Source organism: Caloramator mitchellensis (assembly GCF_001440545.1).
Classification (GTDB): Bacteria; Bacillota; Clostridia; order Clostridiales; family Caloramatoraceae; genus Caloramator; species Caloramator mitchellensis.
The window spans coordinates 61,561-73,947 of the sequence record NZ_LKHP01000004.1; the positions used below are offsets into that span (position 1 = coordinate 61,561).

General features: G+C 32.6%; 15 protein-coding genes. 1 reads left to right on the forward strand and 14 read right to left on the reverse strand.

The window, feature by feature from the left end:
* Nucleotides 1-71 precede the first annotated feature (71 nt).
* Complete coding sequence (locus ABG79_RS04510; protein WP_057977590.1) at nucleotides 72-446, reverse strand: helix-turn-helix domain-containing protein; 375 nt, start codon at nucleotides 444-446, stop codon at nucleotides 72-74.
* Nucleotides 447-594: 148 nt separating this feature from the next.
* Here ABG79_RS04510 and ABG79_RS04515 point away from each other — a divergent pair, with 148 nt between their 5' ends.
* On the forward strand, nucleotides 595-1,005 hold the full coding sequence (locus tag ABG79_RS04515; RefSeq protein ID WP_057977591.1) for an NUDIX hydrolase: 411 nt from the start codon (nucleotides 595-597) through the stop codon (nucleotides 1,003-1,005).
* 18 nt (nucleotides 1,006-1,023) lie between these two features.
* Here the strand turns inward: ABG79_RS04515 and ABG79_RS04520 are convergent, their stop codons facing one another.
* From ABG79_RS04520 to ABG79_RS04580, 13 genes are all read right to left on the reverse strand, one after another.
* Nucleotides 1,024-2,325: a PDZ domain-containing protein gene (locus ABG79_RS04520; protein ID WP_057977593.1), complete on the reverse strand. Its 1,302-nt coding sequence runs from the start codon at nucleotides 2,323-2,325 to the stop codon at nucleotides 1,024-1,026.
* Nucleotides 2,326-2,402: 77 nt separating this feature from the next.
* The gene (locus tag ABG79_RS04525; protein ID WP_057977595.1) at nucleotides 2,403-3,602 is read right to left on the reverse strand and encodes a S41 family peptidase; all 1,200 of its coding nucleotides are present in this window, start codon (nucleotides 3,600-3,602) and stop codon (nucleotides 2,403-2,405) included.
* A gap of 67 nt (nucleotides 3,603-3,669) precedes the next feature.
* Entirely contained in the window at nucleotides 3,670-4,836 is a 1,167-nt protein-coding gene (locus ABG79_RS04530) for a murein hydrolase activator EnvC family protein (protein ID WP_057977597.1), read from the reverse strand.
* A 20-nt stretch (nucleotides 4,837-4,856) separates the two neighbouring features.
* Entirely contained in the window at nucleotides 4,857-5,750 is an 894-nt protein-coding gene (gene ftsX, locus ABG79_RS04535; RefSeq protein WP_057977599.1) for a permease-like cell division protein FtsX, read from the reverse strand.
* Nucleotides 5,734-6,420, reverse strand: coding sequence for a cell division ATP-binding protein FtsE (ftsE, locus tag ABG79_RS04540; protein ID WP_057977601.1), 687 nt, complete (start codon nucleotides 6,418-6,420; stop codon nucleotides 5,734-5,736). Before ftsE ends, ftsX begins: the two co-directional genes overlap by 17 nt.
* 186 nt (nucleotides 6,421-6,606) lie before the next feature.
* Nucleotides 6,607-7,452, reverse strand: coding sequence for a YitT family protein (locus tag ABG79_RS04545; protein ID WP_057977927.1), 846 nt, complete (start codon nucleotides 7,450-7,452; stop codon nucleotides 6,607-6,609).
* Nucleotides 7,452-7,814 (reverse strand): hypothetical protein, encoded by a 363-nt coding sequence (locus ABG79_RS04550; protein WP_057977603.1) that lies wholly within the window; start codon nucleotides 7,812-7,814, stop codon nucleotides 7,452-7,454. The genes ABG79_RS04545 and ABG79_RS04550 overlap by 1 nt, the downstream gene beginning before the upstream one ends.
* 133 nt (nucleotides 7,815-7,947) lie before the next feature.
* Nucleotides 7,948-8,886, reverse strand: coding sequence for a transketolase family protein (locus ABG79_RS04555; protein WP_057977605.1), 939 nt, complete (start codon nucleotides 8,884-8,886; stop codon nucleotides 7,948-7,950).
* Entirely contained in the window at nucleotides 8,879-9,706 is an 828-nt protein-coding gene (locus ABG79_RS04560; protein ID WP_057977607.1) for a transketolase, read from the reverse strand. The genes ABG79_RS04555 and ABG79_RS04560 overlap by 8 nt, the downstream gene beginning before the upstream one ends.
* Before the next feature lie 70 nt (nucleotides 9,707-9,776).
* Entirely contained in the window at nucleotides 9,777-10,133 is a 357-nt protein-coding gene (locus ABG79_RS04565) for a type II toxin-antitoxin system PemK/MazF family toxin (RefSeq protein WP_057977609.1), read from the reverse strand.
* A complete protein-coding gene (locus ABG79_RS04570) occupies nucleotides 10,093-10,416 on the reverse strand; it encodes a CopG family ribbon-helix-helix protein (RefSeq protein WP_057977612.1) in 324 nt (107 codons plus the stop codon). Before ABG79_RS04570 ends, ABG79_RS04565 begins: the two co-directional genes overlap by 41 nt.
* Nucleotides 10,417-10,548: 132 nt before the next feature.
* Complete coding sequence (gene alr / locus ABG79_RS04575) at nucleotides 10,549-11,709, reverse strand: alanine racemase (protein WP_057977613.1); 1,161 nt, start codon at nucleotides 11,707-11,709, stop codon at nucleotides 10,549-10,551.
* A 50-nt stretch (nucleotides 11,710-11,759) separates the two neighbouring features.
* Nucleotides 11,760-12,362, reverse strand: a complete 603-nt coding sequence (locus tag ABG79_RS04580; protein ID WP_057977615.1) for an outer-membrane lipoprotein carrier protein LolA — start codon at nucleotides 12,360-12,362, stop codon at nucleotides 11,760-11,762.
* Between the last annotated feature and the right edge of the window lie 25 nt (nucleotides 12,363-12,387).

Sequence of the window (12,387 nt, forward strand, 5' to 3'; positions counted from 1 at the left end):
TATTTTTAAGAAACAAAAATATCAAATAGATCTTCTCAGATGCTTAGATATTTTTGCATTTCCTATATTTATTAACGCAATATAGTTCTTTTCTTTGTATCATAAGATTTGCCTGTTGCTTCCTTGATCCATTCATCGATTAAATCCTTTGAAAAGTAGAGCTTACTATTTATTCTTATATATGGGAACATTCTTCCCGTAAAGACACTTTGTTCATGTAATATTTTTTCTTCTGTTGCAATAATATCCATAATATCTTCTTCTGAAATACTTAGATATTCTGAAGCTTCAGATAATGTTAATAATTCCTTATTATATCTTGATTCTCTATATGCAAATTGTTTGCTTATATTTAATGCAGTATAACTTACAACTAAACTGGATATTAACAAGCATATTGATAAAAGAATAATGCTATAGAATAATTTACTATTTTTATTTTCCATTGAAATTCCCTCCAATTTACATATATTACAAATATTATTCTGTATAAATTAATATATGACTGCTAATTAATAGTAATGAGTATTTAAATTATTCTAAAAACGTTCTATAATAATAGTAAAGTTTCAATATTTTTTAGGGGTCGACATTATGTATGATATTAGATTTCATGAGTATGATATTTTGAAAAACAACCAACTCAAATATGCTATAATAATGGCAAAGATGGACGATAAGTGGATTTTTGTAAGACACAAAGATAGAACAACCTGGGAAATTCCAGGTGGACATCGAGAAGAAAATGAACATATCGAGCAAGCAGCAGAGCGTGAATTGATTGAAGAAACTGGGGCAATTGATTTTACTATCAAACCTGTTTGTATATATTCAGTAAAAAATGAAGGTATCGAAACATTTGGGGCTTTATTTATTGCAGAAGTGTTTAAATTAGGTGAATTGCCTGATTTTGAAATAGCTGAAATTACTTTAAGTAAAAGCCTGCCTGATAACTTAACTTATCCAGCTATTCAACCTGTCTTATTTCATCATGTAATAAAATAAGCTGCCTAATTTAGCAGCTTACTTTTTTCTTCTTTTCTTTAATTTATCAAACAACCCTTTTCTGTCCTCTAATATAGGAACATTATACGAATATTTGGGAATTGTTAAAACGCCGAGTTCATTAACCCCATTCTGGTAATCCTTGTATTCATAGATTTTCCTATTTCCATCAATATCTAACACTTCAACCCATATAAAATTCACATAGTCATCAAATATGCTTATTACATCATCAAGTCCTTTGATAGGTCGATTATTTATAGAAACAATCAAATCGCCCGGCTGAATTCCCATTTTTCCAGCAGGTGAATTGGGCATGGAATCCAAAACAATAACTCCATCTTCTCTTCTAACCCAGATTGGTTTTCCTTTTTTTTCTTTACTTCTTTCATAGAGAATTAACCCTTCATGTGCAATTGGTGAAAATAAAGCAGCTAATATTGTGAAAATAGGGTATTTTGTTGCCAACAAGGATAAAATAATTAAAGTTATGCTAAACACTGCTAAATGCAACGATGTTCTTTTTACTTTCCTTTCAACATTTGTTGTAACAGCAAAATCTCCATATCCCATCATAGCAAATACAGGTATTGCCATAAATACTGAATTTTTAACGTCTATTTGAACAAGTGTTGGTTTTACAAGCGGCCACCAGTCTGGAGTAGCGACTAAATCTCCGGCTGGAACATTTTGCATCATTAAGAAGAAGAAAATTAGTGGTATTGGCCAAAACCTTTGTATCAAGTAGATTCCTTGAATTTCATCATCCTTTTTAATAAAAGCTGGTATTGCAGACCTATGACCATCAAACCAAACTAAAACTGATTCAATAAGGTGCATAACTCCAACAATTGCAAGAAGAGAAGGGACATCTATTCTAATATATTCAAATGCATTAATAAATGATTCTGATGTGATTATACCCTTCTTAATCAAATAATCGCTAATAATTAGAAAAATGCTATATAAACCGCCGGAATATGATAGGCAAACATAACGGGGATTAATAATCAAAAGAACTAAGGATATTAAAACAACTATTTCTAAACCTAAGCTCCTTGAAAAAGTTATTCCTACTGCAGTCATAAATACATTTCCTACGATTCCTGCTATAAGTCCAGCAAGTATTGATGTTACCACCATATCCTTAACACTAAGTTTTGATTCACCGTAGTAAACTTCCCTCTGAAGTTGGTAGATTTTTTTATATTGACTATATAAAACAAATAAAAATGCCCAGGCAACAGGCTCAAAAATAAAACTTATAACACCCTGTGCATATGTTTTTACAGCAAATACAATTAGATTAATAAACCCCATAACAAACCTCCATAAAAATGTTAGCAAAGGCCCGAAATCTATTCGGACCTTATTAATATCAGATATTATATTATCGTCTATTGTAACTTAGCCTTTAGCACTTCTAAGGCCTTTTTAATCTGCATATCCTGTTCTAGAGTAGGCTCCTTTTCCTTTTGCTCCTTTGGCAAATCATATACTATGTCAGGCATAATTCCTTTACCTTGAATACATTCTCCATTTGGAGTATAATATCTTGCAATTGTAACCTTTACACCTGTTCCATCCTTTAAATCGATTATGTTTTGAACAAGGCCTTTACCAAAAGTCTTTGTTCCAATCAATGTTCCTGCTTTAAAATCTCTTATAGCCCCAGATAGTATCTCTGAAGCACTTGCACTTCCTTCATTTACAAGCACGGCAAGTGGTAATCCTAGATTATCGGGTTGGGATTTCCAAGATTCTTTTTCACCTTTATTGTCAATAGTATAAACAATAGTTCCCTGCGGTAATAACATATCAGCTATAGCTACAGATTCATCCAAAAGTCCACCTGGATTATCACGCAAATCTAATACCAATCCTTTAATGTTTTGATTTTTCAATGAATCGAGTGCCTTTTTAAATTCGCTTGCTGTATTTTCGTCAAATGATGTTATCCTTATATATCCTATATTCCCATCTAACACTTGGCTCTTAACTGTCTTGAGAACAATTATTTCTCTTGTGATCTCATAGTCCTTAACCCCTCTACCCTCGCGGAAGATAGTCAATATAACCTTTGTTCCTTCTTTTCCCCTCATCATTGTAACTGCCTTGTCTATATCCTTCGCAGATATTTCTTTTCCATCAACTTTTAAAATTACATCCCCTGCTTTGATACCAAGCCTTTCAGCAGGTCCATCTTCTATTGGAGCTACAACTGTTAATTTACCTTCCTTTTCTCCAACAACAATGCCTACACCACCATAGGTCCCCCTTGTTTGAGTCAAAAGTTCTTCGTATTGTTTTTTATCAAGATATACAGTATACGGATCGCCTATTGAATCAACCATTCCTGAAATTGCGCCATCAACAAGAGTGTTTTGATTTATCTCGTTTTTATCAACATAATTACTCTTAACTATGTTTTCAACTTTTATTAATTTTTCATACTTTTTTATAAACTCGTATTCAGTTCCAGACACTAGCCTTTTGCCACCTATGAATGGTATCTGGACAAATATTAGAAAAGCTGCAGTAATTAAGTTTGTAACAACTACGGCTATTACTGCATTTTTAAGTTTAATATTTTTCATAAAAACACCTCGATTGTCATTTCTTCTCTTGTTATTATATTATTTTTTTATCACTTTTATTAAAAATTTATTGTCCAACAATATAATATGGTTTTGGGTCAACAGGATTACCGTTAATTCTTACTTCAAAGTGCAAATGAGGTCCGGTCGATCTTCCTGAACTTCCTGACTTAGCTATCATATCCCCTTTGTCCACTTTTTGACCTTCATGAACAAGCAGTTTTGAACAATGGGCATAAAGAGATGTTACACCACCGCCATGGTCAATAACAACGGTATAACCATAGCCATTCATATAGCTTGCAATTAAAACTTCTCCGTCCGACATTGCATATATTGGTGTCCCAGTTGGAACTCCTATATCTATTCCTGTATGCATTTTATATTTTTTTAATATCGGATGAAACCTATTGCCGTAATCAGATGTAAGTTTAGGCATATAACCAATATCGCTGACTTTTAAAATACCTGTTTTTGAACCTGAGTATTTTCCAGAACCTCCATTTTTCTTAGCCAACTTCTCCTGTAAAGCCCTAATCTGAGCTTCAAGTGCCTTAGATTCCTTCAATTCTTCATCAAGCATCTTTTCTAGTTCCTCTTGGTTTTCCTCAAGCTTCTTATAGTATCCCTTTTGCTCTTCTGTAGCCTTTGCTACCTCATACTTCTTATTTATTTGTTCCTGTTGTAAAGATAGTAATTGTTTTTTTTGGCTTTCAAGCAATTGTTTCTTACTTTTTATATTTTCTTGTTTTTCCTTCATCTCCAACAATAAATTTTTATCGTAATCTATAATCTTATTAAATATTTCATATTTAGAAATAAAATCGGAAAAGCTCTCAGCAGCGAACAATACATCAAGATATCCTAATGAACCTTCCATATAGAGTGCTCTTAACCTTTTAGCATAAAGTTCCTTTTCATTGTCAAAGTCCTTAATTGCATTTTCAAGCTCGTTATTAGTAATATTTATTTCTGCCTTTTTGTTTTGTATTTTATCATCTAAATCATATATCTGATTTTGCAAATTATTAATCTTTTTTTCAAAGTCCTTTATTTTCTGCAAAACATCTTCTTTTTCTTCTTTTATATTTCCTATTTTCTTTTTCAAGTTATTTATATTAGCCTTAACATCATTCAATTGATTTTTCTTATTTGATAGTTCATCTGCATTGGCACTTGTTAATCCAAATGCAAAAATAATCAATAAAGCAAACGCAACTAATCTTTTGTTCAATTTAGAACCCCCCTTAAAACTTATGATACGAGATAACGTTTAACAGCAAGAAAACTTCCAAAACCTCCAATTGCAATCCCGCCAATTAAAAATTTCGTATACATAAACTGAATTAAATCTCCTGATTTCACTAAAGAAAATAGAACTATATCTGTAGAAATGTTTGACACAACGTAACTGTATCCTAAATAAAGCACAGCTATTGAAGTAGCAGCTCCTAGAAGTCCTAATGAAATGCCTTCTATAATAAAAGGCCAATTAATAAACCAATCCGTCGCACCAATATATTTCATTATGCTTATTTCTCTTCTTCTTGCATATACTGCTAATTTTATAGTATTCGAAATAAGAAAAGCTGCTATTGTCCCTAATAATCCCATAAGAACATAGCTTGCAATTTTTATAAGATTGGTAAATTTAATTAGCTTTTCAACTATGCCTTTACCGTCATAAATTTTTTCTACGCCGCTTAGAATGGATATTTTTTTTGATACATTTGAAATATACTCTGGCTTTACAACTCTAACTATAAATGATTGTGGTAAAGGATTCTCCATTTCAAAGCCTTCAGCTATAGATTTGTTTTCGCCCAGCTTTTTCTTTAATTCCTCAAGTGCTTGTTCTTTTGAAATATAAGTGACTTCTTTAACTCCATCTATACTCCTAATCTCATTTTCAAGGTTATTTTTTTGAAGCGTTGTAACTTCATCCTTTAAATATACCTTTATTTCAAGAGTTTGACCTATCTCTTTAACTGCGCTATTAACATTTAATGTTAAAGTCATAAAAATTCCTAATATGAATAAAGATGCCGCAACAGTGCTGATAGAAGCAACAGCCATAACCCTGTTTCTTATAATATTTTTAAACCCTTCGACGAAATAATATTTTAATCTTCTAATCTTCATAGCCATAGACGCCCCTTTGCTCATCTCTTATTACTACACCCTTTTCAAGTGCAATAACCCTTTTTTTCATTCTGTCTACAATATCCTTTGCGTGGGTAGCCATTAGTATGGTTGTCCCACTCTTGCTTATCTCATTTAATAATTCCATAATGCTCCATGAATTGTCTGGATCTAAATTTCCAGTTGGTTCGTCGCAAATAATTATACTTGGATTATTTGCAAGTGCTCTTGCGATTGCAACTCTTTGCTGCTCTCCTCCAGATAATTGATGTGGATAAGATTTTTCTTTATTCAAAAGCCCAACCAATGCTAATAATTGAGGAACTCTCTTCTTTATCTCTCGTGATGATGCATCAGCAATCTCCATCGCAAATGCAACATTTTCATAAACAGTTTTATCAGATAAGAGTCTAAAATCCTGAAAAACCACCCCAATATTTCTTCTATAGAACGGAATCTTATTTCTTTTAAGTTGTGTAATATTTATTCCATTAACTAAAATTTCTCCACTTGTTGGTTCAACTTCCTTCAACATTAGCTTAATAAAAGTTGTCTTACCTGCACCGCTTGGTCCTACAATGAATGCAAAATCACCCTTTTTTATATTTAAATTTATATTCGACAACGCTATGTGATTGTTTCCATAAACTTTTGACACGTTCCTAAATTCAATCATACAAACAACTCCTTATTTCGACTTAAATACTATAAGTATTATACCACAAAATAATTAAAATTTAATAATTTTTATTCTACAAATTTTTTAACAAAAAGTTTACCCCTTAAATGATTTCGCAGCATATGTTTATCAAGATGCCACTTTGAAACCATATTAAGGGGACGCAAAACAATTATTTTAATATCAATCAAAACTTTTAAATCCTTCGCCAAAAACCTCGTGAACATTACTTACTGTTATAAATGCTCTGTCATCAATCTCTTTAATGTATTCCCTTAATCTTATGAATTCTCTTCTGCTTAAGAGGACCACAAGCATTTCTTTTTCTTCATTTGTAAATCCGCCCTTAGCATAATAAATCGTTAATCCTCTTCCAAGTTCATCCATTATAAATTTCTTTATTTCTTCATTTCTATAGCTTATTATCTTTACTTCCTTTACCATATTAATGCCCTGTATTACTTCATCGATTACAAAACCGTTTATAATCACACCAAGAAGAGCATACATACCCTTTTCTGCTCCAAAAGTAACTAATGCTCCTAAAGTAACAACTAAATCAGAAATTAATAGGGCTTTGCCTATATTAAAGTGAAAAAACTTATTTAAAATCTTTGCAATTATGTCAGTTCCACCTGTTGAAGCGTTCTGATTAAACACTATTCCCATTCCTGCACCAGATATAAGAATTCCATAAATAAGTTCTAGGAGTAAGTTATTAGTCAGAGGCTGACTAATAGGGAAAAATTTTTCCATTATCCAAATAATTCCCGATAATCCCAAACTTGCATAAATTGTTTTTGCTCCAAAACTTGGTCCTATAAGTAGGAAGGCAACTATAAATAATACAAGGTTAGCAATAAGCATAAATGTTCCGACTGACAACGAAGGCACATAATAGTTTATTACCATAGCAAGACCGCTAACCCCTCCAGCAGCCAAATCGTTTGGAACAAGAAAATATACTATACCCGCTGCTACAAAAATAAGTCCTATTGTAATTAAAATATACTCCTTGATTTTCTTCATCATATTAGCCCACCCCTTCTTTCAATGATGAAATGCAATAACATTCCTGTAGTGGTTATGGCTATTGCTATAAATAAAATTACTAATCCTAAATTTAATACCTTAAAATGCTCTTTCCATTCATCCTCATATTCAAGTGGTCTTGTTGCATTCCTCTGCATAAAAAAAGCAGCGCTTAGAAACAAAGTAAAAATTCCTACATAATACAATGCGTTTTTAATAAAAAACAATGTGCTGTTTATTTCACCCCTATACAAAAACAAACATATTACCCAGGAAATTGACACTAAAACTAAAGAAATTCCAGCGCCTATTGCCATAGATATGATAATATCTCTAAACAAACCTTTAAACCTGCTCATCATAATCCCCCTGCATTAAAAACAATTTCTCATAAATTATTTATATCACAGTTTTGAATATATAACAACCCTGCGAAATATATGATTAAAATACAAATGAGGTTGCAAAGATAAGATGCAACCTCATAAAACTTTATTTTCTTTTTATTGCTTCTAGTGCGGCTCTAACTATGTTATCAGCTGTTAGACCATAGTGTTTCAATAGTTCATTCGGTTTTCCAGATTCACCAAATGTATCTTTAACACCTACTCTTACAACTGGAGCAGGCTTATTTTCAGCTAAAACTTCACATACTGCACTTCCGAGTCCGCCTATAATATTATGTTCTTCACATGTTACAGCGCATCCAGTCTTTGAAATAGAGTCGATAATTGCCTTTGAATCGATAGGTTTAATAGTATGGATGTTTACAACTTCTGCGTTAACTCCTTCGTTTGCCAACAGTTCAGCCGCCTTCATAGCTTCGCTAACCATTATTCCAGTTGCAAACAATGTAACATCGCTGCCTTGTTTTAAAGTTACAGCTTTACCTATTTCAAATTTATATGTATTTTCATCATTTAAAGTTGGAACAGAGGACCTTCCAAGTCTAATATAGACTGGTCCGTAATATTCAGCAGCAGCTTTAATAGCAGCTATAGTTTCAACATCATCACAAGGAACTATAACAGTCATATTTGGGATTGACCTCATAAGCGATATATCTTCTATAGCTTGATGTGATGCTCCATCTTCTCCAACTGTTAATCCCGCATGGGTCGCTGCAATTTTAACATTTAATTTTGGATAGCAAATTGAGTTTCTTATTTGTTCAAATGCTCTACCAGCTGCAAACATAGCAAATGTGCTTGCAAAAGGTATTTTACCACATGTAGCAAGACCGGCTGCAGTTCCCATAAGGTCAGCCTCTGCTATACCTATATTAAAAAACCTTTCAGGATAAACCTTTGCAAAGTCTGCAGTCTTTGTCGATTTTGAAAGGTCTGCATCCAACACAACAACATTGATATTTTCTTTTCCAAGCTCAACTAGTGCCTTGCCGTATGCTTCTCTTGTAGCTAAATTAGCCATTAATTTCACCCCCAATTTCAGCAATTGCCTTGTCGCATTGTTCTTTATTAGGAGCTGTTCCATGCCAGCCTACTTGATTTTCCATAAATGAAACGCCTTTACCTTTTACAGTGTTTGCTATTATTATAGTTGGTTTACCCTTAGTTGCTTTTGCTTCGTCGATAGCTTTAAATATTTCTTCAAAGCTGTGTCCATTTATTACTATTACATGCCATCCAAATGCCCTGAATTTTTCATCAACTGGTTCTACATTCATAACTTCAGTTACTCGTCCATCTATTTGTAATCCATTGTGGTCAAGGAATGCAGTGACATTATCTAATTTGTAATGTGCTGCTGTCATTGCAGCTTCCCAAACCTGGCCTTCTTCAAGTTCTCCATCACCTAAAAGTGCAAAAACCCTATAATCTTTATTGTCAAGCTTAGATGCTAACGCCATTCCATTTGCAACTGAAAGTCCTTGTCCTAATGAACCTGTAGACATGTCAACTCCTGGAGTATCATTCATATTCGGATGACCTTGAAGGATTGAATTTATTTTTCTTAAAGTCATCAAGTGTGACTTTTCGAAAAATCCTTTTTCTGCAAGAGTTGCGTATAAAACTGGAGCTGCATGACCTTTACATAATACAAATCTGTCTCTGTCTTCCCATCTTGGATTCTTAGGGTCAACCTTCATCTCGCTGAAATATAGTGCAGTTAATATTTCAACTGCGGATAATGAACCACCTGGATGCCCAGAAGCAGATTCAGTCAACATGTTAATAATGTCTTTTCTTATTGTAGTGGCAATACTCTTCAATTCTTGGAAATCTCTCATAACCTTACCTCCTTTTTACATAGTGCCAGGCACTTAAGTTTAAGTTACTTAAGTGCCTGGCACACCTTAATTATATTTCAATAAGTCCAAGGCTTATTTTTAACGCATAATCAACTTGTTTCATAAGTTCATCGTTGATGTGCCCTAGTTTGTCCCTTAATCTTCTTTTGTCTATTGTTCGTATTTGTTCCAGCAATATAACAGAATCTTTATTAAGTCCGTACTCCTCCGAGCTTATCTCTATATGAGTTGGAAGTTTTGCTTTGTTTATTTGAGAGGTTATTGCTGCGACAATTACGGTAGGGCTGTATTTATTACCAACATCGTTTTGTATAACAATAACAGGTCTAACCCCGCCTTGCTCTGAGCCGACAACAGGACTCAAATCAGCATAGAATATATCTCCTCTTTTCACCACTTGAGCCATTTGAATTATCACTCTCCGCCAAACTTGCTTCATATTCGGCAAATTCAGAACACTCCAAAGCAATTCCATATTCAGCAAGCTCTATATTTAAATTTCCCATTTCTTTATATCCATTTTTCATATATTCAATCATATCTATTTTCTTTCGCTCCTTTATAAATGAAATCACAGCTTCTCTAATAAGTTGACTTCTATTTTTAAAAGTCTTAATATCAACAAACTCGTCAAGTTCATCCAACAAATTTTCAGGGAGGCTAACAAGGATTTTTTTATTATTCGCCATTAGTGATACCTCCAATACAATTAACCTATGTAATCTTCTAAAATACTCAATTAATTATAACATTACTTCAATTTTGCCACAAGTAGCAATATATTCTCTTTTACATTGTTTCCAATTCAAATAAAAAATATGTCAAACGTAATTCTTAATTTTGACTATATTGCCATTCTCAAAATAAACCCTTGGAACTCTTTTTGAAACCATGCATAAAATTTCATAATTGATAGTTCCTAAATATTCTGCAAATACATCTGCATCATTTTTTATATTTTCTGTATTTCCCATTACAATTACTTCATCGCCAACCTTTATATCTTGGCAATCTGTTACATCAATCATACACTGGTCCATGCAAATTCTTCCGACGACCGGAACCAGTTTGTCATTCACAATAACATTTATTTTATTAAACAATAGCCTTGTGAATCCGTCAGCATATCCTAAAGGAAGTGTTGCAATTTTACTTTTTCTTGCCGTATAAAACTTTCTTCCGTAGCTTATTGGCGTCCCTGCATCGACCTCCTTCAAATGAACAATATTCGCCTTTAAAGTCATTACAGGTTTTAAATCAACTTTATCAATATTTACTTCCTTTGAAGGATAATAGCCATAGAGCATAATTCCAGGCCTTACAGCGTCAAAATATGAATCTTCAATATCAATTATAGCTGCACTATTAGCCATATGTTTTATATCGAAAGTCACACCTTTGGTTTTTAGTTCATCAAGAAACTGATTGAACTTATTTAACTGTTCAAACGAAAATTTTTTATCACTTTCATCTGCAGAGGAAAAATGCGAAAATATTCCTTCCAGCTTTATGTTTCTTAATTTTGAAATATTAATTATATCTTGTATTGAACTCTCACATGGCAAAAAACCTACCCTTCCCATACCAGTATCAACCTTGATGTGAATTTTTACTTCTTTGTTCAGCTTTACAGCTTCATCCGATAAAGCTTTAGCGCTTTCATAACTGAAAACTGCTTGAGTTATGTCATTTTCAACTATTTGTTTTGCAAATGTTGAAGGAGTATAACCCATTACTAAAATAGGTTCATTAAAACCGTATTTTCTCAACTCTAATGCCTCGGTAATTACGGCTACTGCAAAATAATCTACTCCTTCTTCTCTTAAAACTCTTGCCAATTCTGCTGCCCCATGACCATAACCATCTGCCTTGATAACCCCAAAAATATTTCTTCCCTTAACTAATCTTTTAACTTCCCTTACGTTGTGTCTGAAATTATCCAGATTAATTTCTGCATAGTAAGGTCTTATTTCTTTGAACATAGTTCTCCCCCCTGATTTTTGCTTTTGTATATTTTTCTCATTGTGAGAATTTAAATCCCCTTGAATAGCTTGTCATCAATTGCCTTGTTATATTTAAATTCTGTAAAATTAATATTTACGCGTAAATTTTCTTTATCATCATATAAAACTAAAATTTTTGGGAGCAACGTTTCCTTGTCAACATATATTTCTGCATATTTTCTATATGGTGAGGATTCTTCCAAATTCACCTTTATAGAAATATATTCCTTTTCATCTATTTTCTTATATGAATATTTAGCATCTTGGGTTAAGAAAATTCTTTTATCAATTATTCCCATAAAAATAAAGGCATCATCATCCTTAACCTTTTCTATCGAATATTTTTGATTTATTATTGGGTGAAATATATAATATTTATTCCCATCAAAAATTAATATTTTACCCTTTAAAAAAGAGGGTGAGATTGTCTCTATTCTAATCAGGTTGGGTTCCATAAAAAATTGCTGTGTTTTGTAGTGCGAAACTCCTTTATTCCCATAAATATCTACTTCAACTAAGGCTTCATAACTTTTTAACTTCTCAAGCTTTGCCTTGGCATTATCATATTCAGTTTTTTTTGAACATCCTAAAATCAAAACAAGCAATAGAACAATTAAAAGTCTATACTTCAACTCAATCACCCTCAAATAAATATAA

Excerpts from the sequence above, each read along its gene's own strand:
- ftsE (WP_057977601.1), bottom strand. The coding sequence starts at position 6,420 with ATGATTGAATTTAGGAACGTGTCAAAAGTTTATGGAAACAATCACATA.
- alr (WP_057977613.1), bottom strand. The coding sequence starts at position 11,709 with ATGTTCAAAGAAATAAGACCTTACTATGCAGAAATTAATCTGGATAAT.
- ABG79_RS04545 (WP_057977927.1), bottom strand. The coding sequence starts at position 7,452 with ATGAAGAAAATCAAGGAGTATATTTTAATTACAATAGGACTTATTTTT.
- ABG79_RS04570 (WP_057977612.1), bottom strand. The coding sequence starts at position 10,416 with ATGGCGAATAATAAAAAAATCCTTGTTAGCCTCCCTGAAAATTTGTTG.
- ABG79_RS04515 (WP_057977591.1), top strand. The coding sequence starts at position 595 with ATGTATGATATTAGATTTCATGAGTATGATATTTTGAAAAACAACCAA.
- ABG79_RS04510 (WP_057977590.1), bottom strand. The coding sequence starts at position 446 with ATGGAAAATAAAAATAGTAAATTATTCTATAGCATTATTCTTTTATCA.
- ABG79_RS04560 (WP_057977607.1), bottom strand. The coding sequence starts at position 9,706 with ATGAGAGATTTCCAAGAATTGAAGAGTATTGCCACTACAATAAGAAAA.
- ABG79_RS04550 (WP_057977603.1), bottom strand. The coding sequence starts at position 7,814 with ATGAGCAGGTTTAAAGGTTTGTTTAGAGATATTATCATATCTATGGCA.
- ABG79_RS04555 (WP_057977605.1), bottom strand. The coding sequence starts at position 8,886 with ATGGCTAATTTAGCTACAAGAGAAGCATACGGCAAGGCACTAGTTGAG.
- ABG79_RS04520 (WP_057977593.1), bottom strand. The coding sequence starts at position 2,325 with ATGGGGTTTATTAATCTAATTGTATTTGCTGTAAAAACATATGCACAG.
- ABG79_RS04565 (WP_057977609.1), bottom strand. The coding sequence starts at position 10,133 with ATGGCTCAAGTGGTGAAAAGAGGAGATATATTCTATGCTGATTTGAGT.
- ABG79_RS04525 (WP_057977595.1), bottom strand. The coding sequence starts at position 3,602 with ATGAAAAATATTAAACTTAAAAATGCAGTAATAGCCGTAGTTGTTACA.
- ftsX (WP_057977599.1), bottom strand. The coding sequence starts at position 5,750 with ATGGCTATGAAGATTAGAAGATTAAAATATTATTTCGTCGAAGGGTTT.